Origin of the sequence: Streptomyces scabiei 87.22 (genome assembly GCF_000091305.1) — a bacterium.
Lineage (GTDB): Bacteria > Actinomycetota > Actinomycetes > Streptomycetales > Streptomycetaceae > Streptomyces > Streptomyces scabiei.
The window spans coordinates 3884056-3904934 of the sequence record NC_013929.1 but is presented as its reverse complement, the minus strand read 5'-3'; the positions used below and the strand labels follow the sequence as shown (position 1 = coordinate 3904934).

General features: G+C 72.4%; 16 protein-coding genes. 12 read left to right on the top strand and 4 right to left on the bottom strand.

Annotated elements, in window-relative coordinates:
- Position 1: 1 nt before the first annotated feature.
- A complete protein-coding gene (locus SCAB_RS16395) occupies positions 2 to 1609 on the bottom strand; it encodes an acyl-CoA carboxylase subunit beta (protein WP_013001203.1) in 1608 nt (535 codons plus the stop codon).
- 306 nt (positions 1610 to 1915) lie between these two features.
- Between SCAB_RS16395 and SCAB_RS16390 the strand changes: the two genes are divergently transcribed.
- Together SCAB_RS16390 and SCAB_RS16385 are read left to right on the top strand one after the other, a co-directional pair.
- Positions 1916 to 2803: a biotin--[acetyl-CoA-carboxylase] ligase gene (locus SCAB_RS16390; protein WP_013001202.1), complete on the top strand. Its 888-nt coding sequence runs from the start codon at positions 1916 to 1918 to the stop codon at positions 2801 to 2803.
- A gap of 251 nt (positions 2804 to 3054) precedes the next feature.
- Positions 3055 to 4218, top strand: coding sequence for an adenylate/guanylate cyclase domain-containing protein (locus tag SCAB_RS16385; protein ID WP_013001201.1), 1164 nt, complete (start codon positions 3055 to 3057; stop codon positions 4216 to 4218).
- A 79-nt stretch (positions 4219 to 4297) separates the two neighbouring features.
- Here the strand turns inward: SCAB_RS16385 and SCAB_RS16380 are convergent, their stop codons facing one another.
- Positions 4298 to 5104 (bottom strand): hypothetical protein, encoded by an 807-nt coding sequence (locus tag SCAB_RS16380; RefSeq protein ID WP_049875723.1) that lies wholly within the window; start codon positions 5102 to 5104, stop codon positions 4298 to 4300.
- A gap of 324 nt (positions 5105 to 5428) precedes the next feature.
- Between SCAB_RS16380 and SCAB_RS16375 the strand changes: the two genes are divergently transcribed.
- The 3 genes from SCAB_RS16375 to hutH all read left to right on the top strand — a co-directional run bounded on the left by SCAB_RS16375 (position 5429) and on the right by hutH (position 9535).
- The gene (locus SCAB_RS16375) at positions 5429 to 6262 is read left to right on the top strand and encodes an enoyl-CoA hydratase/isomerase family protein (RefSeq protein ID WP_013001200.1); all 834 of its coding nucleotides are present in this window, start codon (positions 5429 to 5431) and stop codon (positions 6260 to 6262) included.
- Between the two features lie 171 nt (positions 6263 to 6433).
- On the top strand, positions 6434 to 7606 hold the full coding sequence (locus tag SCAB_RS16370; protein WP_037729872.1) for a GGDEF domain-containing protein: 1173 nt from the start codon (positions 6434 to 6436) through the stop codon (positions 7604 to 7606).
- Positions 7607 to 7981: 375 nt separating this feature from the next.
- Positions 7982 to 9535, top strand: a complete 1554-nt coding sequence (gene hutH, locus SCAB_RS16365) for a histidine ammonia-lyase (protein ID WP_078580120.1) — start codon at positions 7982 to 7984, stop codon at positions 9533 to 9535.
- A gap of 80 nt (positions 9536 to 9615) precedes the next feature.
- On the opposite strand, the gene SCAB_RS16360 is transcribed toward hutH, so the two are convergent.
- Complete coding sequence (locus SCAB_RS16360; RefSeq protein ID WP_041669276.1) at positions 9616 to 9951, bottom strand: hypothetical protein; 336 nt, start codon at positions 9949 to 9951, stop codon at positions 9616 to 9618.
- A gap of 110 nt (positions 9952 to 10061) precedes the next feature.
- On the opposite strand from SCAB_RS16360, the gene SCAB_RS16355 reads away from it, so the two are divergent.
- The 5 genes from SCAB_RS16355 to SCAB_RS16335 all read left to right on the top strand — a co-directional run bounded on the left by SCAB_RS16355 (position 10062) and on the right by SCAB_RS16335 (position 17939).
- Positions 10062 to 10406, top strand: coding sequence for a hypothetical protein (locus tag SCAB_RS16355; protein ID WP_046773624.1), 345 nt, complete (start codon positions 10062 to 10064; stop codon positions 10404 to 10406).
- Positions 10407 to 10621: 215 nt separating this feature from the next.
- Positions 10622 to 11890, top strand: a complete 1269-nt coding sequence (locus tag SCAB_RS16350; RefSeq protein WP_013001195.1) for a L,D-transpeptidase — start codon at positions 10622 to 10624, stop codon at positions 11888 to 11890.
- 178 nt (positions 11891 to 12068) lie between these two features.
- Positions 12069 to 13547, top strand: a complete 1479-nt coding sequence (locus SCAB_RS16345; protein ID WP_013001194.1) for an ABC transporter permease — start codon at positions 12069 to 12071, stop codon at positions 13545 to 13547.
- Between the two features lie 66 nt (positions 13548 to 13613).
- Complete coding sequence (locus SCAB_RS16340) at positions 13614 to 14297, top strand: ABC transporter ATP-binding protein (protein WP_013001193.1); 684 nt, start codon at positions 13614 to 13616, stop codon at positions 14295 to 14297.
- 258 nt (positions 14298 to 14555) lie between these two features.
- Complete coding sequence (locus SCAB_RS16335) at positions 14556 to 17939, top strand: S8 family peptidase (RefSeq protein WP_041669274.1); 3384 nt, start codon at positions 14556 to 14558, stop codon at positions 17937 to 17939.
- Between the two features lie 90 nt (positions 17940 to 18029).
- Here SCAB_RS16335 and SCAB_RS16330 read toward each other — a convergent pair whose 3' ends face one another.
- Positions 18030 to 18956, bottom strand: a complete 927-nt coding sequence (locus SCAB_RS16330) for a helix-turn-helix transcriptional regulator (RefSeq protein ID WP_037729866.1) — start codon at positions 18954 to 18956, stop codon at positions 18030 to 18032.
- Positions 18957 to 19126: 170 nt separating this feature from the next.
- Between SCAB_RS16330 and SCAB_RS16325 the strand changes: the two genes are divergently transcribed.
- Both SCAB_RS16325 and msrA read left to right on the top strand, forming a co-directional pair.
- Complete coding sequence (locus tag SCAB_RS16325; RefSeq protein WP_013001190.1) at positions 19127 to 20170, top strand: NAD(P)-dependent alcohol dehydrogenase; 1044 nt, start codon at positions 19127 to 19129, stop codon at positions 20168 to 20170.
- A 156-nt stretch (positions 20171 to 20326) separates the two neighbouring features.
- Positions 20327 to 20839, top strand: a complete 513-nt coding sequence (gene msrA / locus SCAB_RS16320; RefSeq protein WP_037729864.1) for a peptide-methionine (S)-S-oxide reductase MsrA — start codon at positions 20327 to 20329, stop codon at positions 20837 to 20839.
- Positions 20840 to 20879: the final 40 nt, after the last annotated feature.

Below are 20879 nucleotides of genomic sequence, written 5' to 3'. Positions count from 1 at the left end.
GTCAGAGGGGGATGTTTCCGTGCTTCTTCGGGGGGAGGGACTCGCGCTTGGTGCGGAGTTGGCGAAGCCCGCGGACGAGGTGGCGGCGGGTTTCGGAGGGCATGACGACGGCGTCGACGTAGCCGCGTTCGGCCGCCGTGTAGGGGTTGAGGAGGGTGTCCTCGTACTCCTGGATCAGGCGGGCGCGGACCTCTTCGCGTTCGGCCTCGGGGGCGGCGGCGATGGTGCGGCGGTGGAGGATGTTGACCGCGCCCTGGGCGCCCATGACGGCGATCTGGGCCGTGGGCCAGGCGAGGTTGAGGTCGGCGCCCAGGTGCTTGGAGCCCATGACGTCGTAGGCGCCGCCGAAGGCCTTGCGGGTGATGACCGTGATGAGGGGCACGGTGGCTTCGGCGTACGCGTAGATGAGCTTCGCGCCCCGGCGGATGATGCCCTCGTGTTCCTGGCCGACGCCGGGGAGGAAGCCGGGGACGTCGACGAAGGTCAGGACGGGCACGTTGAAGGCGTCGCAGGTGCGCACGAAGCGCGCGGCCTTCTCGGAGGCGTCGATGTCCAGGCAACCGGCGAACTGCAGGGGCTGGTTGGCGACGATGCCGACCGGGTGGCCCTCGACGCGGCCGAAGCCGGTGAGGATGTTCGGGGCGAAGAGGGCCTGGGTCTCGAAGAACTCGGCGTCGTCCAGGACGTGTTCGATCACCGTGTGCATGTCGTACGGCTGGTTGGCGCTGTCCGGGACGAGCGTGTCCAGTTCGCGGTCCTCGTCGGTGAGGGTGAGGTCCGCCTGCTCGGGGAAGGCCGGGGGCTCGCTGAGGTTGTTGGACGGGAGGTAGGAGAGCAACTGCTTGACGTACTCGATGGCGTCCTTCTCGTCACCCGCCATGTGGTGCGCCACGCCGGAGGTGGCGTTGTGGGTGCGGGCGCCGCCCAGTTCCTCGAAGCCGACGTCCTCGCCGGTGACCGTCTTGATGACGTCCGGGCCGGTGATGAACATGTGCGAGGTCTGGTCGACCATCACCGTGAAGTCGGTGATCGCGGGGGAGTAGACCGCGCCGCCCGCGCAGGGGCCGACGACGAGGCTGATCTGCGGGATGACGCCGCTGGCGTGGGTGTTGCGGCGGAAGATCTCGCCGTACATGCCGAGGGCCATGACGCCCTCCTGGATGCGGGCGCCGCCGGAGTCGTTGATGCCGATGACGGGACAGCCCGTCTTGAGGGCGAAGTCCATCGCCTTCATGATCTTCTGGCCGAAGACCTCGCCGAGGGAGCCGCCGAGGACCGTGAAGTCCTGGGAGAAGACCGCGACCGGGCGGCCGTCGACCGTGCCGTAGCCGGTCACGACACCGTCGCCGTAGGGGCGGTTGGCCTCCATGCCGAAGTCGGTGGAGCGGTGGCGGGCGAACTCGTCGAACTCCACGAACGAGTCCTCGTCGAGGAGGAGTTCGATGCGCTCACGGGCCGTCAGTTTGCCCTTGGCGTGCTGCTTCTCCACCGCGCGCTCGGAGCCGGCGTGCGTCGCCTCGCCGATACGGCGCTGCAGATCCGCGAGCTTCCCCGCGGTCGTGTGAATGTCGGTGCTCGTCGGGCCTGCCGACTCTTCCGGCTCGGACATCGGGATGCGGCTCCCTGCCTGCTGAAGGGGACGTGAGGGACTCGGTGCGTACGCGGTGGTGCTTTACACGTGCTCAGAAGTGTGTGGGGTTACTCATCCGTAGCGTAGTGCTGCGCCTACCGTTCGGCAGTGCGGCGTTTACCACACTCCTGACCCCTTCCGCTTGTGCGATCGGAGCGTCGCGGCGGGACACGTCGGAGGGGTGACATCACGAGAGTGATCGAGCGCCCGTGAACCTCAGCTCGTCAGGGCTGGAATCCGTCCCCTTCTCGCGGGGCGGAGGATGTCAAACCTAGGGTGGGTTGCATGACGAACCCGCCAGGTGCACAAGGTGACCCGTCCAGCGGACCGGGTGAGCCGAGGTCGGACCGCTGGTCCGACCTCGGCCGGCCGCCCCTCAACTCCGCCTCCCTGCGCCGGGCGCTGATCCGGGAGGGCGGTCTGTGGAGCTCCCTGGACGTGCGGCCGGTGGTCGACTCCACCAACACCGACCTCGCGGGGCGCGCCGACCGGCTGCCGGAGGGGGCCGTGCTCGTCGCCGAGGAGCAGCGGGCGGGCCGCGGGCGCCTCGACCGCATCTGGACCGCGCCCGCGCGCTCCGGCCTGTTCTTCTCCGTGCTGCTCAAGCCGGGAGAGGTGCCCGTGGAGCGCTGGGGCTGGCTGCCGCTCCTGACCGGTGTGGCCGTCGCGACCGGCCTGTCCCGGGCCGCCGGCGTCGACACGGCACTCAAGTGGCCCAACGACCTGCTCGTGACCGTGGGGGGCGAGGAGCGCAAGGCCGGCGGGATCCTCGCGGAGCGGGCCGGGGCGGACGGTGTGGTGATCGGGATCGGCATCAACGTCAGCCTGAGGGAGGAGGAGCTGCCGGTGCCCGCGGCGGGGTCGCTGGCGCTCGCCGGGGCCGTGACCACGGACCGGGATCCACTGCTGCGTGCCGTGCTGCGGTCGCTGGAGGAGTGGTACGGACGGTGGCGGGCGGCCGGCGGTGACCCGTCGGCGAGCGGTCTGCAGGAGACCTACGCCGCCGGGTGCGCGACGCTCGGGCGCAAGGTGCGCGCCGAGCTGCCCGGGGACCGGTCGGTCGTCGGGGAGGCCGTGGCGGTGGACGGGGACGGGCGTCTGGTGCTCGCCACGGAGGACGGGGTGCAGGAGCCGGTGGGGGCGGGGGACATCGTGCATCTGCGGCCCGCGTGACGGGCGAGGCGGTGTGACGTGTGGGGATGGTGGGGCTTGGGCACCCGGGGGCGTGGGTCCGGCGTACGGGCCCGGAGGGCGGCGGTGGGGCGCCGGGCGCGTGCTTCGAGGGGCGCACGCCCGCGCCGGCGCCGTCCCCCGGAAGGGGGAAGCACCCTTCGGCCCACCTCACGGAGTGAGCTGGCGCACACCTGCCGTAGAGTTGAGGCCGGTCGAGTACGTGACCGCGGGAGATCGGAAGGGCAGCAGGAGTGAGCGTCGAGGACACGGGCTCCGGCACGGACGCGGACGACCGCGTGGAGCCGCCCCCGCTCTCGGCCTCGCTCGAGCGGGCGGAGCCCCATGACGTGGACGCCGATGAGGAGGACCCGCTGGCGCTGCGGCTCGAGGGGCTGATCCTCGGGGCCGAGCGCCGGTACACCCCCTTCCAGGCGGCCCGCAGCGCGGGCGTCTCCATGGAACTGGCGTCCCGTTTCTGGCGGGCCATGGGCTTCGCGGACATCGGGCAGGCCAAGGCGCTGACCGAGGCGGACGTCCTCGCGCTGCGGCGGCTCGCCGGTCTGGTGGAGGCGGGGCTGCTCAGCGAGGCCATGGCGGTGCAGGTGGCCCGGTCGACCGGACAGACCACCGCGCGGCTCGCCGAGTGGCAGATCGACTCCTTCCTGGAGGGGCTGACCGAGCCCCCGGAGCCGGGGATGACCCGGACCGAGGTGACGTACCCGCTGATCGAGCTGTTGCTGCCGGAGCTGGAGGAGTTCCTCGTCTACGTCTGGCGCCGTCAGCTGGCCGCCGCCACCGGGCGGGTCGTGCAGGCCGCGGACGACGAGGAGATGGTCGACCGGCGGCTGGCCGTCTGCTTCGCCGATCTCGTCGGGTTCACCCGGCTGACCCGGCGGATGGAGGAGGAGGAGCTCGGCGAGCTGGTCGAGGCCTTCGAGACCACCGCGGCGGACCTGGTGGCGGCGAACGGCGGGCGGCTCATCAAGACCCTCGGGGACGAGGTGCTGTACGCCACGGACGACGCGGGCGTGGCCGCCGAGATCGCGCTGCGCCTGATCGAGACCATGGCCAACGACGAGACCATGCCGGAGCTGCGCGTGGGCATGGCCTTCGGCACGGTGACGACGCGGATGGGCGATGTCTTCGGTTCGACCGTGAACCTCGCGAGCCGGCTCACCTCGATAGCGCCGAAGGACGCGGTCCTCGTCGACGGCGCCTTCGCCGAGGAGCTGACCCGCACGGGCGAGGCCCCCGCCTCCGAGGCCGAGGCCGCCGAGGCCGCGGCCGCCGCGGAGAAGGAGGGCGAGGAGCCTCCGGCGTACCGTTTCGCGCTCCAGCCGATGTGGCAGCGCCCGGTGCGCGGCCTCGGAGTCGTCCAGCCGTGGCTGCTCACGCGGAGGCCCGGGAAGGGCTGAGCCGCCTTCCGTCCGGTCCCGTCGGGGCCGTCGATCGCCGTGGGCCGCCGTGGCCGTCCTCGGAGTGCCGGAAGCCGCCTCACCCGCCGAGGGCCTCGTCGACGCAGAGGCCGACCAGGGGGACGCACAGGCCCGGCTTCGCGGGCTTCGCCGGGGTGGCCGTGTCGGCGGGGGCGGCCGGTGGGGGCGTGGAGTCCTGTGTGGCCGGCTGTCGGGGTGCTGCCTCCGGTGGCCGGGTGGGTGCGGGGGGAGCGGGGCGGGGGGACTCGGGAGCGCGGGTCCTCGGGGCGGTGTCCGCGGCGGGCGGGTTTCCGGTGACCTCGTCGCGGGAGCCCGGGCCGGAGGGGTCGGAGGGGATCTCGACACCGATGCCCGGGGCGGGCAGGAGGGTGGAGGGGACCGGCGTGGGCGCGGCCGCTCCCGGGGACCGTGGCGGGGGCGAGGCCGTGGTGCCGCCCCCCATGGGGGCGTCGGAAGTCGGGGTTCCCGCGTCGGCCGGGGGTTCGTCGGTCACCGTCGTACCGGCCTCGGTCGTGGCCTCGTCCGTGAAGCCGTCCGCCGCGCTCGGCGCCGGGCCCGACGCGCTTGCGCCGCCGCCGACGGGGTCCGACGCCACCCGCAGCAGACTCAGCGCCCCCGCCGCCAGCGCCATCCCGCCCACCGCGAACAGCAGCTTGCGGGGCCGGGGCCGCCGGTGCCGGCCGCGCGGCCGGGGTGCCGACTCGTCCGGGGCGCCGGAGGCGGGGGGCGGGAGCGGCGCCGACGACGGCCTCCAGGGCGCCGACGGCTCGGGCTCGGGGGTCCGGGGCGCCGCGGTCGGCGCCGGAGCCTCCCGGGGCGCTCGTGGTGCGGTCGATGCCGGCCGGGTGGCCGTGTCCGTCGTCATGGTTCGTCCCTCCCCTACGCGCCCGTGTCCGCCGGTGCGCCTGTGGCGGAGCGCAGGCTATGTGCCGGGACGGACGGTGTGGCCGGAGAAGGCCGGGATGTCACTCGTCCGTGGAGAAGATCGTCGGGGTACGTCAAGGGGGCACCCCGCGGGGGCTCTCGTTGGGGTGCGCGCCCGGCACGCGGATGACGCCGCCGTCCTGCCGTTCCGGATCCTCGGTGCGGTCGCGTCCGGGGCCTGCTTCGTCCGGGGTTTCCGCCGGGCGGGGGTGGCTGCGATGATCGGGGCCACAGGAGAGTTAACCCACGTTAACCGGAGGGTTCTATGGGTGACGGTGCGGCAGTGGAGCGGGCGGCAGGGGCGGAGGGGGAGCGGCGGTTCGGGGAGTTCGTCGTGGTGCGGCGGCACGGGTTCGTCGCCGAGCTCGCGCTCGACCGGCCCAAGGCCATGAACGCCGTGTCGACCGACATGGCCCGTTCCGTCACGGCGGCGTGCGCGGCGCTCGCCGCCGACCGCGACGCCCGCGTCGTCGTGGTGACGTCCACGCACGAGCGAGCGTTCTGCGTGGGGGCGGATCTGAAGGAGCGGAACTCCTTCAGCGACGCCGACCTGCTCCGGCAGCGGCCCGTCGCGCGGGCGGCGTACACCGGCGTCCTGGAGCTGCCGATGCCCACGATCGCCGCCGTGCACGGCTTCGCGCTGGGCGGCGGCTTCGAACTCGCCCTGTCCTGCGACCTGATCGTGGCCGACTCCACGGCGGTCGTGGGGCTGCCCGAGGTGTCGGTGGGGGTGATCCCGGGAGGCGGGGGCACGCAGCTGCTGCCGCGCCGGGTGGGCGCCGCGCGGGCGGCCGAGCTGATCTTCACGGCACGGCGGCTGGAGGCCGGGGAGGCACGGGAGCTGGGGCTCGTCGACCAGGTGGTGGAGGAGGGGCGGGACCGGACGGAGGCCCTGGCGCTGGCCGCGCGGATCGCCGCGAACTCGCCGGTCGGACTGCGCGCGGCCAAGCGCGCGCTGCGGCTCGGGCAGGGACTGGATCTGCGGGCCGGGCTGGAGGTCGAGGACGCGGCCTGGCGCTCGGTGGCGTTCTCGGGGGACCGGGCGGAGGGTGTGGCCGCCTTCAACGAGAAGCGGAAGCCGGACTGGCCGGGGGAGTGACCGGTGGGGTCCCGGGGTCACCGGCGGCGGTGGCCCCGGGGCCGGCGGTCGCACGGCCCGGCGGTGGCACGGCCCGGCGGTGGCCGCGGGACCGGCGGTCGCACGGCGGGCCGTACCCCTGTTCGCTTCACCAACGTCCCAAATCATCTCGAACCTCCCTAGCCTGGGGAGATGGGAGAGGACAGGCGGCTGAGGGCCGTGGTGGCGCTGGCCCGTGGGATGGCGGGGGCGCGTACGTCGCCGGAGACGTGGTGGGCGGCCGCGGACGGCTCGTGCCGGGCCCTGTCGGGCAGCTTCGCCGCGCTGTCCGTGTGGGAGCGGGACCGCGGGCTGCTGCGGGTGCTCGTGAATGTGGGGAACCGGGCCGCGGACGAGGAGGAGTTCCCCGAGGAGGAGACATACCCGGTGCACGAGTTCCCGGAGATCGCGGAGTTCCTGCACGAGCGGTGGCTGGAGGGCGGTGAGCCCAACGCCTGGGTGGAGACCGCCGCCGGACCGGTCGGCGGGCGGCGCCCCGGCGGCTACTGCCACCAGCGGGTCGCCGCCCTGCGCCGGCGCGGCCGCGGCTGCTGCGTGGTGGCCCCCGTCGTGCTCAACGGCCGGGCGTGGGGCGAGCTGTATGTGGCCCGGCCCGCCGGGGAACCCGTGTTCCACGGCGGCGACGCCGCCTTCGCGACCGTGCTGGCCTCGGTCGTGGCCGCCGGACTCGCGCAGTCCGAGCGGCTGGAGGAGGCCCGGCGGCTGGCCTTCACCGACCCCCTCACCGGGCTCGGCAACCGGCGCGCGGTCGATCTCCGCCTCGACGAGGCGATGGAGGCGCACCGGCGCGACGGCACGGTGATCAGCCTCGTCGTCTGCGACCTCAACGGCCTGAAGAAGGTCAACGACTCCCACGGGCACGCGATGGGGGACCAGGTGCTGGAGCGCTTCGGGTCCGTGCTGTCGCGCTGTGCGGCCGAGCTGCCCCGGGTGCTGGCCGCCCGGCTCGGCGGGGACGAGTTCTGCCTGCTGGCGGTGGGGCCGTCGGCGGACGAGGTGGTACGGGTCGCCGGTGATCTCTGCGTACGGGCGAGGGAACTGGAGCCGGGCGACGGGGTCGCCTGTGGTGTCGCGTCCACCGGGGATCCCATCGGGCCGTTGCTCTCGGCCCGGCGGCTGTTCCGGCTGGCCGACGCGGCGCAGTACCGGGCCAAGGCGGCCGGGTCCGTGGAGCCGGTCGTCGCGGGGCGTGAGGGGGAGGGGGCCGACGACCCGGTCGTCAGCCTCGCGGACCGGCCGCCCGCGCCGGCCGATCCCGCGCACCCGGGGGACCGGCGCCGCATTCGAGGGCGCCGGTCCACCTAGGGCGGGCAGCGCGCGCGGGGTCGAGTCGACGCGCGGCCCTGGGCTGCCCACGGCCAGGGGGGAGTGAGCCGTGGGCCGGTCGGTGGCCCGGAAGGGACGTGGCAAGGACAGGGGCGTGGCAGGGGGACGGCTCCTGCTGGAGCGCGGCCCCGCCGTCGTCCGGTATTTCGACCCTACGCGCGTGTGCCCGCCTTCCATGCTCTGACCTGGCGATTCTGATCAATCTCGGAACGTTCTCTGATCGTTTTCTGAGCGGATTCTGATCTACGCGGATAGGTGGATGCCGGATTTCGGCGAGATCGTGTGACGGGAGGTAAGGATCCCTTCCGTTCCGCGGTCGTGACATTCGGCGATTCAGTCCCTACGATCCTGAATATGGATATGCACTCTGTGGACACGGTGGTCCTCGGGACGTCCGGGGTCACCGCGGCCGACGTCCTCGCCGTGGCGCGCGCCGGCGCCCGGATCGAGCTCTCCGGCGAGGCGGTGGCCGCGCTCGCGGCGGCCCGCGGGATCGTGGACGCGCTGGCGGCCAAGCCGGAGCCCGTCTACGGCGTCTCCACCGGCTTCGGCGCCCTCGCGACCCGGCACATCAGCCCCGAGCTGCGGGCCCGGCTGCAGCGCAACATCGTCCGCTCGCACGCCGCCGGCATGGGCCCGAGGGTGGAGCGCGAGGTCGTCCGCGCGCTGATGTTCCTGCGGCTGAAGACCGTCTGCTCGGGCCGTACCGGTGTCCGGCCCGAGGTCGCGCAGACCATGGCCGACGTGCTCAACGCCGGCATCACCCCCGTCGTCCACGAGTACGGCTCCCTCGGCTGCTCCGGGGACCTGGCCCCGCTCTCGCACTGCGCGCTCACCCTGATGGGCGAAGGCGACGCCGAAGGTCCGGACGGGGTCGTACGGCCGGCCGGCGAGCTGCTGGCCGAGCACGGCATCGCCCCCGTCGAGCTGCGCGAGAAGGAGGGGCTGGCCCTCCTCAACGGCACCGACGGCATGCTCGGCATGCTGGTCATGGCCCTGGCCGACCTGGAGCGGCTGTACACCTCGGCGGACATCACCGCCGCGATCTCCCTGGAGGCCCTGCTCGGCACGGACCGGGTCCTCGCCCCCGAACTGCACGCCATCCGCCCGCATCCCGGGCAGGCGGCCTCGGCGGCCAACATGGTCGCCGTACTGAAGGGGTCGGGGCTCACCGGACACCACCAGGACGACGCGCCCCGCGTGCAGGACGCGTACTCGGTGCGGTGCGCCCCCCAGGTGGCCGGGGCCGGGCGGGACACCGTCGCGTACGCGCGGCTCGTCGCCGAGCGGGAGCTGGCGGCGGCGGTCGACAACCCCGTCGTCCTGCCCGACGGGCGGGTGGAGTCCAACGGCAACTTCCACGGGGCGCCGGTCGCCTACGTCCTCGACTTCCTCGCCATCGCCGTGGCGGACCTCGCCTCGATCGCGGAGCGGCGGACGGACCGGCTGCTCGACAAGAACCGCTCGCACGGGCTGCCGCCGTTCCTCGCGGACGACGCCGGGGTGGACTCCGGGCTGATGATCGCGCAGTACACGCAGGCGGCGCTGGTGAGTGAGCTGAAGCGGCTCGCCGTACCGGCGTCGGCGGACTCGATCCCGTCCTCCGCGATGCAGGAGGACCATGTGTCGATGGGCTGGTCGGCGGCGCGCAAGCTGCGGACCGCCGTGGACAACCTGACGCGGGTGCTGGCCGTGGAGCTGTACGCCGGGACGCGGGGCGTCGAGCTGCGTGAGGGGCTGGTGGCCGCGCCCGCCACGCGGGCCGTGGTGGAAGCCGTGCGGGCGGCCGGGGTCGAGGGGCCGGGGCCGGATCGTTTCCTCGCGCCCGACCTGGAGTTGGCCGACGCGTTCGTCCGGGACGGGCGGCTGGTCGCGGCCGCGGAGTCGGTGACCGGGGCGCTCGCCTGACCGACGGGTGGGTGGGCGCGGGAGGGGCGTGGTGTCCCGCGCCCTTCAAGACGCGGGGCCGCGCCCGGGCTTCCTGCCGCTCACAGGACGCCGGGGGCCTCGGGGCCCTCGGAGTGCTCGGGGTAGTCGCGTTCGCGGCGGATCGAGTAGGCGACGAAGGCAGCGCCCAGGCCGAGCATCGCGGTGCCGCCGATGACGTAGGGCGTGGTGTTCGGGCTGCCGGTGTCGGCGAGTTCGCGGGCGTCACCGGTGGCGGCCGCCGTGTCGGAGGTCGTGGTCGCCTGCTCGCGTACGGCCGTCTCCTGGGTCGCGTTGGCGGACGGCACGAACCAGAGGGCGCACAGCAGGGTGCCCGCGGCGGTGGCGGTCACCAACGACCGGCGGGCGGTGGACGACGCGCGACGTGCGACGGACACGGAATATCGATCCCCTTGTGACGCTGGCGAATTGGCCGTGGACGACGATGCTAATGAAAGGCGCGGGTCGTGGGAAAGTCGCGTGCCCGGTGAGCCGTACGCTCCGGAGCATGAGCACAACGGAGACATCGCAGTTTGTCCGGCTACGCGTCGAATTGGTGGTGGAGGTCGAGGACGTGGAGGCCGTCACCGGGGCCGCTCTGCGGCGGATCGCGGACGATCCCGATATGCCTGCCGATGAACGGGTACACGCCGAGAGCGCGGTGACCGAGGACACCGCGGAGGCCCTCGCCTATCTGGTCGACCCGTTCGACCTGGTCGGAGAGGTCCCCGGGGTCGAACTGGCCCAGGCCTCCTGGAGCAGCGAGGCGATCGACTACGACCCCGATTCGCCGGAATGGGGTCTCGACGAGGATGATGGCGGAGAGGACGAAGAGGAAGACGCGCGCGGCTGAGCGGTCGGGGAAATCGATGGTCCCGGGCGGCAACCGCCGCCCGGGGTTCTTTCGTCTCACGGAACGCACCAGTCACTTGCGCACCGCCGGGTCGCCGACGACCCGATGCGAGTGGAGTGGCGTATCCCACATATCCGCAGCAGCGGAACGGCTCGACGCCGTCGTGGTGTTTAAGTGCTAACGGGGATCTTCGGGGTTTTGGGGATTCGGCAACGATGGAGAAGCGTGTGATGACGAACAGTAAGCGGCGCAGGGGCCTGACGGTCGCGTCCGCACTGCTCGGCGGGGTGCTGGTGCTCTCTGCGTGCAGCGGAGGCGACGGCGACAAGGGGTCGGGGGGCGACGGCGGTGACTCCTCCCAGGCCCAGGCCGACAAGGCGGCGGCCGAGAAGACCTCCGAGGCCGACATCAAGATCACGCCGAAGGACGGCTCGGACAACGCCTCCATCAACAACTCGGCCAAGGTCACCGTGAGCAAGGGCACGCTCACCGAGGTGAAGATGACCACCTCCGACGGCACCGCCATCGACGGCGAGATATCCGCGGACAAGAAGAGCTGGGCGCCGAGCACCCAGTTGGAGCGGTCCACGGGTTACAAGATCACCGCCGCCGCCGAGGACTCCGACGGGCGCGAGGCCCACGAGAACGCGGCGTTCACCACGGTCTCGCCCGCCAACAGCTTCATCGGCAACTTCACGCCCGAGGACGGCTCGACCGTCGGCGTCGGTATGCCTGTCTCGATCAACTTCGACAAGGCGATCACCGACAAGGCCGTCGTGCAGAAGGGGATCACCGTCTCCAGCAGCTCCGGCCAGGAGGTCGTCGGGCACTGGTTCAACGCCAACCGCCTCGACTTCCGCCCCGAGGAGTACTGGAAGGGCGGCTCCACCGTCACCCTCAAGCTCGCGCTCGACGGGGTCGAGGGAGCCGAGGGCGTCTTCGGTGTGCAGCAGAAGACCGTGACCTTCAAGATCGGCCGCAACCAGGTCTCCATCGTCGACGCCAAGACCAAGACGATGAAGGTCATGCAGGACGGCAAGGTCGTCAAGACCATCCCGATCTCCGCCGGTTCGCCGGAGAACAAGACGTACCAGGGCCAGATGGTGATCTCCGAGAAGTTCAAGGAGACCCGGATGAACGGCGCGACGGTCGGCTTCACCGACGACGACGGCAAGGGCGAGTACGACATCAAGGACGTCCCCCACGCCATGCGTCTGACGACCTCCGGCACCTTCCTCCACGGCAACTACTGGGGCGCCGACTCGATCTTCGGCAACGTCAACACCAGCCACGGCTGTGTCGGTCTGAACGACACCAAGGGTGCCAACGACCCCAACACCGAAGCCGCCTGGTTCTACGACCACTCGATCGTCGGTGACGTCGTGGACATCCGGAACACCGGTGACAAGACGGTCGCTCCGGACAACGGCCTCAACGGCTGGAACCTGAGCTGGGCCGACTGGAAGGCCGGTTCGGCGGCCTGATCCACCGTCATCCGCACCGCGGCGGCCCACGGTGAGCCGCCCGGAGCTGTGAAAGACCGATGCCGCCCCTGTGACACCAGGGGCGGCATCGGTGTTTCCGGGGCCGCCGCGCCGGGTTCTCATCGGGCTCTTATCGAGGACTTATCCCTTCATCACGCGGCGTCCCTAGCTTGCCGCCATGTTCTTCACCTACCTGAGGCGCGAACTGCGCCGCCGCAGAAAGGCGGCGCTCGTCGTCGCCTCCGGGCTCGCCCTGGGCATCGCCCTGGTCATCGTGGTCAGTTCCGTCTCCTCGGGCATGGAGAAGGCGCAGGGCAAGGTCCTCGAATCCCTGTACGGCCTGGGCACGGACATGACCGTCACCAAGGCCGCCGCCGCGGCCGGCGAGGACGGCGGCGAGCGCCCGCGGTTCGAGTTCGACGCCCAGGACGAGGACTCCGACGAGAACCAGAGCAGCGACCTCGTCCGGGTCCAGGGCTTCCAGACGCTGGCGAGTTCGACCGTCGCCGAGGTCGGCGAGCAGGCGGGCGTCGCGCGGGCCGTCGGCGGTCTCAGCCTCCAGGTCATCAAGGTCGACGGGCAGTTCCGGCGCGGGCAGTTCCAGCAGGACGAGGGCGCCCAGGGACAGCAGCGGGGCGGTCCGGGCGCCGGCGGCACCGGGCAGCCGGAGGGCCGGGTCGAGGGCGGCGGCGCCCAGTTCGACGTCGACAACTACTCCGTGTACGGCACGGACGTCACCGAGCCCGCGCTGGGCCCGCTGACCTCCTCCAAGATCACCAGCGGCCGTACGTTCAAGACGTCCGAGACGAACGCCGAGGTGGTCGTCGCCGACAGGTCGTACGCCAAGGAGAAGGAGCTGAAGGTCGGTGACAGCGTCACCGTCAACAGCGTCAAGTACCGGGTCATCGGGATCGCCACGCCCGACACCGGGGACGCGGCGGCCGACCTCTACATGCCGCTGAAGCAGGCGCAGACGCTCAGCGACTCCAAGGGCAAGATCACCACGATCTATGTGAAGGCGAGCGACTCGCAGCGCATCGACAGCGTCAAGACCACCATCCAGAAGAACATCGCCGGTACCACCGTCACCACCTCCGCCGACCTCGCCGACACGGTCTCCGGATCGCTGTCGACGGCCTCGGACCTCGCCGCCAACGTCGGCAAGTGGCTCTCCATCGCGGTGCTGGTGGCCGCGTTCCTGGTCGCGGGCCTGCTCACCTCCTCGGCCGTGTCGCGCCGGGTGCGGGAGTTCGGCACGCTCAAGGCGCTGGGGTGGAAGTCGGGGCAGGTCACCCGGCAGGTCGTCGGTGAGGCCGTCGTCAACGGACTGGTGGGCGGCGCGCTCGGCATCGCGCTGGGCCTCGGCGGCGCGTACGTCATCACGGCGATCAGTCCGACGCTGCAGGCCGAGGTCGGGGCGACGGGCGGCGGGTTCGGCGGACCGGGCGCCGACGGTCCCGGTGGCGGTGGCTTCCCCGGCGGAGGCCGCCAGGCGGCTTCCAACGCGCTGGACGTGGCGCTCACGGCGCCCGTCAGCGTCACGACCATCGGCGTCGCGGTGGGGCTCGCCGTCGCCGGCGGGCTGATCGCGGGGGCGTTCGGCGGATGGCGGGCCTCCCGGCTGCGGCCGGCGGACGCGCTGCGCCGCGTGGAGTAGTTCAGCGGCGCGGCCGCACAGACCGCCGCCCGCAGCCAGGACCGTCCGAACTTCAGGGAGTCGCACATGTACGTACTGACCGGCGTCACCAAGCGCTACGCGCGCGGCAAGGACACCGTCACCGCGCTCGACGGGGTGGATCTCACCGTCCCCGACGGGGACCGGCTGGTCATCCAGGGTCCCACCGGAGGCGGGAAGTCCACGTTGCTGCAGATGCTCGGCGGGCTGGACAGGCCCTCCGAGGGGAGCGTCGAACTCGACGGGACCGACATGGCGAGGCTGTCGGAGGCGAAGCTCACCCGGGTGCGCGGCGAGAACATCGGGTTCGTCTTCCAGAGCTTCAACCTGATCCCGACGCTGACCGCGCAGGAGAACGTGGAGACGGCCCTCGTACCGCTCGGGGCCGGGGCGAAGGAGCGGCGCCGGCGGGCCGCGGAGGCGCTGGAGTCGGTGGGCCTCGGGGAGCGGCTGGGGCACCTGCCGGCCGAGTTGTCGGGCGGGCAGCAGCAACGCGTGGCGATCGCCCGCGCGTTGGTGAAGCGGCCCAAGGTGCTGCTCGCGGACGAGCCCACCGGCAACCTCGACGAGTCCACGCGCGACGAGATCATGGAGGTGCTGGAGACGCTGTGGAAGGAACACGGCCTCACGTTCATCATGGTCACCCACGATTCGGCGCTGGCGCGCAAGGCCCCTCGGGTCGCGACCATCCGCAAGGGGCGGATCACGGTCAAGGAGAACGCCGGGGCCTGAGCGCCGGCACACGAGCGACTGCGGGGGTTACCCGGGGCGTACCTGGTGAGTGTCCGGTGCGTTCCCGGGGCGGTGGGGCGCGTGGGAGCTGAGGGCGGGCGCGCGCGAGCCGCGCGTGGCCCGTCTTCGCCGCTTTACGCCCAGTCGCGAGGTATGTGACACGAGTTGACCCCCGGTCATACTGCGTAGACCGGGGGGAATTGACGCGTATGTGTGCGGAAGGTCCCCTGGCCGGATGAACCGGAACGAGGGGGAGACGTGCGCAGACACAGCAGGAGCGCGTGCTCGGCCACGATCGCCACGGTGTCGGCCGTGGCGCTGACGATGGGCCCGACCAGCCCGGCGTCCGCGATATCCGAGCGCGCGACCGGCGCGGCGGGCATGACGGGCACGACCGGCGTGCCCGGAGTGATGGGTACGGCCCACGTGACCGGCGCCGACAGGGCGGTGAGCCGGCGTATCACTCTCGTCACCGGTGACCGTGTCCTCGTCGACCACGCGGGCCGGGTGCTCGGCCTGGAGCGGGCCGAGGGCCGCTCGGGCGTCCCGGTGCGGCTGCGCGAGGTCGACGGCCACACCTATGTGCTGCCGGCCGACGCGGCCCGGCTCGTCTCCGACGGCCGGGTCGACCGGCGGCTGTTCGACGTGACCCTGCTCGACAGGGCGGCGACCCGCGCCTCCCGGAAGCAGGGCCTGAAAGTGATCGTCGGCTACACGGGCAGGGCCGCCGACGCCCGGGCCGACGTCCGGGACGCGGGCGGCACCAAGGTCCGCCGCACCCTGCGGACGCTGAACGCCGAGGCGCTGCTCACCCCCGGGGACGACGCGGCCGCGCTGTGGAAGGCGGTCACCGACGCCGACGGCACCACCGCCACCGGGGTCGCCCACATCTGGCTGGACGGCGTCCGCAAGGTCAGCCTCGACAGGTCGGTCGCGCAGATCGGCGCCCCGAAGGTGTGGAAGGCCGGCTACGACGGCAAGGGCGTCACCATCGCCGTGCTCGACACGGGCATCGACACGACCCATCCCGACCTCAAGGGCCGGGTGAAGGCCGCCAAGAACTTCTCCACCTCACCCGACACCACGGACAAGTACGGCCACGGCACCCATGTGGCCTCCATCGCGGCGGGCACCGGCGCCCGCTCCAAGGGAAAGTACAAGGGGGTCGCGCCCCGCGCCGGGCTGCTCAACGGCAAGGTGCTGAGCGACGAGGGCTACGGCGACGACTCCGGCATCGTCGCCGGCATGGACTGGGCCGCCGCGCAGGGCGCCGACATCGTCAACCTCAGCCTGGGCGGCGCCGACACCCCCGAGATCGACCCGATGGAGGCGGCGATCGGCAGACTCTCCGCGGAGAAGGGCATCCTCTTCGTGGTCGCCGCCGGCAACGAGGGCGACCGGGGCGCGGGGACGGTCGCCTCGCCGGGCAGCGCGGCTGCCGCGCTCACGGTCGGCGCGGTCGACGACGAGGACCGGCTCGCCCCGTTCTCCGGCCGGGGCCCCGCCGAGGACGGCCGGATCAAACCCGACGTGACCGCGCCCGGAGTGGCCATCACCGCCGCCGCGGCCCCGGGCAGCGTCATCGAGCGGGAGGTCGGCCAGAAGCCCCCGGGCCATCTGACGATCTCGGGTACGTCGATGGCGACCCCGCACGTCGCCGGCGCCGCAGCTCTCCTCAAGCAGCGGCACCCGGCATGGACGTACGCCGAACTGAAGGCCGCCCTGGTCGCGTCCGCCAAGGGGGGCCCGTACACACCCTTCGAGCAGGGCTCGGGCCGCATCCGCGTCGACAGAGCGGTCACACAGAAGATCGTCGCCAAGCCCGCCTCGGTCGACTTCGGCGTCCAGCAGTGGCCGCACACCGACGACAAGCCGGTCGTCAGGAAGCTCACCTACCGCAACCTCGGCACCACACCCGTCACCCTCGGCCTCACGGTGACCGGCACGGACCCCCGGGGAAGGCCCGCCCCGGCCGGATTCTTCAGGCTCGGAGCCAGGAAGGTCACCGTCCCGGCCCGCGGCCGGGCGACCGTCGGCCTGATCGTCGACACCGGACCGGGCGGGAAGCTCGACGGCGCCTACACCGCGTACGTCACCGCCGAGGGCGGCGGCCAGAGCGTCCGCACGGCGGCGGCCGTGGAGCGCGAGGCGGAGGCGTACGACGTCACGCTGAGGACGGTCGGCCGGGACGGTGCGCCCGCCGTGCACCACGTGCTCGACCTGACCGGTGTCTCCGGGCTCGCCCGGGACCGGTGGTTCACGCCGTACGACCCGGACGGCACGGTCGATCTCCGGGTGCCCGCGGGCGACTACATCCTCGACGCCGGGATCGTCGTGGACCCGGAGGACGCCACCAAGGGCGTGGACTGGCTGTCCCGGCCGAGGCTCACCGTCGACCGGAGGATCTCCCTCACGCTGGACGCCCGCACGACGAGGCCCGTGGACGTCACGGTGCCCGACACCGCCGCCGAACCGCTCCTCGCGGCAGCGGAGTTCGCCCTGAAGGTGGGCGGGAACGACTACTCCTTCGGCTGGCTGCTCGACTCGTACACGGGGCTCGGCACCGCGCACCTCGGCCCCGGGACCGGCGGCGGCAGGCTCACCCAGACCTGGGCCGGCCAGTGGACGGGCGGCACCGCGCAGTACGCCACCGTCGCCGGAGGCAGGACCGGGAAGCTCGCCACCGGCTACACCAAGCACTGGCGGAAGGGCGAGCTGGCCACCGTGCGCACCGGCCTCGGCGCGTCCAGCCCCGGCAAGAAGGGCGCGGTCTTCGCCTGGGCGGCGCTTCCCGGCGGCTCCGGCGCGCCCGCCGCGGGCGTTCCGCGGCCGCTGCCGGGGCGGCACACGCTGCGTCTGTCGGCCGCGGACGGGGTGAAGTGGACCCTCGACTTCGAGCAGTACGGCGCGGAGGACGAACAGGGCTTCCCCCTCCTCGACGCGTACTACACGACCGGCGGCGGCCGCGCCTACCGGGCGGGCCGGACGTACGCACAGACCTTCAACGTCGGGATCTTCGGCCCGCGGATCGCCGGTACCCACGGCATCCGGCGGGACGGCGCGTACCTGTACGGCATGCTGCCGATGTTCGCCGACGGCCTCGGGCACGCGGGGGCGTCCTTCTACGAGAAGGTGACGACGACGCTGTACCGCGACGGCGAGAGGTTCGCCTCGGGCGAGGACGCGCTGGACGGGGCGGGCCAGTTCAAGGTGCCCGCGGGCCGCGCCGCCTACCGGCTGACGACCTCCCTCACCCGGTCCGCCGACCTGGCCAGGGCCTCGTCACGGATCGACGCGAGCTGGACGTTCGCCTCGGAGAAGACCGCGCGCGACACGAAGCTGCCGGTCTCCACGGTCCGCTTCGCAGCCCCGTTCCTGGACCTCGACAGCACGGCTCCGGCGGGCCGCAGGGCCACCGTCCGCGTCACCGTGCAGGGCGCCGCCGCCGACGGGAACCTCGGGTCGCTGACCGTGTACGTGTCGGACGACGGCGGGACATGGACCGAGGTCGCGCTCCGCAAGGGCGTGTTCACCCACCGGACCCCGGCGGCGGGGAAGAGCGTGTCGCTGCGCGCCGAGGTGACCGACAAGAAGGGCAACACGTCGAAGGTGACGATCCACGACGCGTACGCCGGCAGGTGACGGCGCCGCCACAGGGGGAACGCGCGAGGACGCCGTGGCTCCGGCCACGGCGTCGTCCGGCGTCTCCTCCGGCGTCTCCTCCGGCGTCTCCTACGGTGTCATCTTCGGCGTCCGGGTCGCGTCCGTGCCCCAGCTGGCCAGCAGACGCAGGGCCTCGGCGGAGGGGGAGCCCGGTTCGGCGTGATAGGTGATCAGGCTCTGCTCGTGATCGTCGGGCAGCTGCAGGGTCTCGAAGGAGAGGGTCAGGTCACCGACCAGGGGGTGGTGCATGCGCTTCACGCCGTGGCTCTTCTCCTTCACGTCGTGCGTCGCCCACAGCCGCCGGAACTCCTCGCTCTTCACCGACAGCTCGCCCACCAGCGCCGACAGCAGCGGATCGTCCGGATGACAGCCCGCGTCCATCCGCAGATAGCTGACGATGTCGGCCGCCTTCTGCTCCCAGTCGACGTACAGGTCCCGGTAGTCGGGCCGCAGGAACACCATCCGCGCCCAGTTCCGCTCCTGCGCGGGCAGCTCCGACCAGTCGCCGAACACCGCCGCCGCCATCCGGTTCCAGACGAGGATGTCCGCGCGCCGGCCGGTGATGTACGCGGGGACCGTGTCCAGGGTGTCGATCAGCTGCCGCAGGGCGCTGCGCACCTGCTGGGGCCGGGCCGACCGCTTCTTCTTGTGCGCCTTCGGCTTCGCGAGATGGGTGAGGTGCGCGTGCTCGGCGTCGGTCAGCCGCAGGGCGCGCGCGATGGCGTCCAGCACCTCCGCCGACACGTTGCGCCCGTTGCCCTGCTCCAGCCGCGTGTAGTACGCCACGGACACTCCCGCGAGCTGCGCCAGCTCCTCCCGGCGCAGTCCGGGGACCCGCCGGTGCCGTCCGAACTCCGGCAGCCCCACGTCCTCCGGCTTCAGCCGGGCCCGCCGGGTGCGCAGGAACTCGCTCAGCTCGGCGCGCCGGTCCAGCGCACCGGCGGTCCCGGCCTCGCCGGGAAGCGGCTCCTGCGGGGTCTCGGGCTGTTCGTCCATACGGCCAGTATTCACGGTCGTACGCCTGGCAGCCTGACCCCGCCAGTGGTAGGACCGGCGGACGTACGCAAAGCCGTGACCTGGGTGAGCCTCGCGATGTCGGGCAGGCTGACAGTCGTACCCGGCCGGAAGGCAGGCCGGATGCGGACGACGATCAGGAGAATCCCGGCATGACCACCACTGTCGCCGCCTATGCGGCGCCCGCCGCCAAGGCTCCGCTGGAGCGCACCACGATCGAGCGCCGCGAGGTCGGCGAGCACGACGTGCTGATCGACATCAAGTACGCCGGTATCTGCCACTCGGACATCCACCAGGCCCGCGAGGGCTGGGGCGAGGCGATCTTCCCGATGGTCCCCGGCCACGAGATCGCCGGTGTCGTCGAGGCCGTCGGCTCCGGCGTCACCAAGTTCGCCGTCGGCGACAAGGTCGGCGTCGGCTGCATGGTCGACTCCTGCCGCGAGTGCGAGAACTGCCGGGCGGGCCTGGAGCAGTACTGCCTCCAGGGCAACGTCGGCACGTACAACGCCATCGGCAAGGACGGCGAGCCCACCTACGGCGGCTACGCGGAGAAGATCGTCGTCGACGAGGCCTTCACCGTACGCATCCCCGACGGCATCGCCCTCGACGAGGCCGCGCCCCTGCTGTGCGCCGGCATCACCACGTACTCCCCGCTCAGGCACTGGAACGCCGGCCCCGGCAAGAAGGTCGCCGTCGTCGGTCTCGGCGGCCTCGGCCACATGGGCGTCAAGCTCGCGCACGCGCTCGGCGCCGAGGTGACCGTCCTGTCGCAGTCCCTGCGCAAGAGGGACGACGGCCTGAAGCTGGGCGCCGACCACTACTACGCGACCAGCGACGAGGCGACGTTCAAGGAGCTGGCGGGCACCTTCGACCTGATCCTGTCGACGGTCTCGGCCCCGCTGAACCTGGACGCCTACCTCTCCCTGCTGAAGACCGACGGTGCGTTCGTGAACGTCGGTGCCCCGGAGGAGCCCGTCGCCCTCAACCTCTTCTCGGTCATCGCCGGCCGCAAGACCCTCGCGGGCTCCGGCATCGGCGGCATCCAGGAGACCCAGGAGATGCTCGACTTCTGCGCCGCGCACGGCCTCGGCGCCGAGATCGAGCTGATCCGCGCCGACCAGATCAACGAGGCGTACGAGCGGGTGCTGGCGAGCGACGTCCGCTACCGGTTCGTGATCGACACCTCGACGATCTGAGCACACCGCCCCGGGCGCACCCGCCGCCCGGGGCCGGCCCCCGGGCGGGCGCGGAATCGCACGGACCCCCCGCGCGTTGAGGAGGTGGGCAGGGGCCGGCGGTTCGCGGACCGGCCGGCCCGAGGGACCGAACCGACGATGAGTGGAGGGGCTCCGATGACTGCGCAGACGCAGAGGGCGGTGCTGGCGGGTGGATGCTTCTGGGGGATGCAGGACCTGATCCGCAAGCTCCCGGGCGTCACGGCGACCCGGGTCGGATACACCGGCGGGGACGTACCGAACGCGACGTACCGCAACCACGGCACGCACGCGGAGGGTATCGAGATCCTCTTCGACCCGGCGCAGACCGATTTCCGCGCGCTGCTGGAGTTCTTCTTCCAGATCCACGACCCGAGCACCAGGAACCGCCAGGGCAACGACATCGGCCTCAGCTACCGCTCGGCGATCTACTACGTGGACGACGAGCAGAAGCGGATCGCCGAGGACACCATCGCGGACGTGGACGCCTCCGGACTGTGGCCGGGCAAGGTCGTCACCGAGGTGGAGCCCGTCGGCCCCTTCTGGGAGGCCGAGCCCGAGCACCAGGACTACCTGGAGCGGTACCCGAACGGCTACACCTGCCACTTCCCGCGCCCGGGATGGCGACTGCCCGCCCGCGCGCAGGACTGACCTCCGACGGCGCCGGCGGTCCCGGCGACGGGCGGCGACC

Coding starts and splice junctions, on each gene's coding strand:
- SCAB_RS16395 (WP_013001203.1), bottom strand. CDS start 1,609: ATGTCCGAGCCGGAAGAGTCGGCAGGCCCGACGAGCACCGACATTCAC.
- SCAB_RS16390 (WP_013001202.1), top strand. CDS start 1,916: ATGACGAACCCGCCAGGTGCACAAGGTGACCCGTCCAGCGGACCGGGT.
- SCAB_RS16380 (WP_049875723.1), bottom strand. CDS start 5,104: ATGACGACGGACACGGCCACCCGGCCGGCATCGACCGCACCACGAGCG.
- SCAB_RS16375 (WP_013001200.1), top strand. CDS start 5,429: ATGGGTGACGGTGCGGCAGTGGAGCGGGCGGCAGGGGCGGAGGGGGAG.
- SCAB_RS16370 (WP_037729872.1), top strand. CDS start 6,434: ATGGGAGAGGACAGGCGGCTGAGGGCCGTGGTGGCGCTGGCCCGTGGG.
- hutH (WP_078580120.1), top strand. CDS start 7,982: ATGGATATGCACTCTGTGGACACGGTGGTCCTCGGGACGTCCGGGGTC.
- SCAB_RS16355 (WP_046773624.1), top strand. CDS start 10,062: ATGAGCACAACGGAGACATCGCAGTTTGTCCGGCTACGCGTCGAATTG.
- SCAB_RS16350 (WP_013001195.1), top strand. CDS start 10,622: ATGGAGAAGCGTGTGATGACGAACAGTAAGCGGCGCAGGGGCCTGACG.
- SCAB_RS16345 (WP_013001194.1), top strand. CDS start 12,069: ATGTTCTTCACCTACCTGAGGCGCGAACTGCGCCGCCGCAGAAAGGCG.
- SCAB_RS16340 (WP_013001193.1), top strand. CDS start 13,614: ATGTACGTACTGACCGGCGTCACCAAGCGCTACGCGCGCGGCAAGGAC.
- SCAB_RS16330 (WP_037729866.1), bottom strand. CDS start 18,956: ATGGACGAACAGCCCGAGACCCCGCAGGAGCCGCTTCCCGGCGAGGCC.
- SCAB_RS16325 (WP_013001190.1), top strand. CDS start 19,127: ATGACCACCACTGTCGCCGCCTATGCGGCGCCCGCCGCCAAGGCTCCG.
- msrA (WP_037729864.1), top strand. CDS start 20,327: ATGACTGCGCAGACGCAGAGGGCGGTGCTGGCGGGTGGATGCTTCTGG.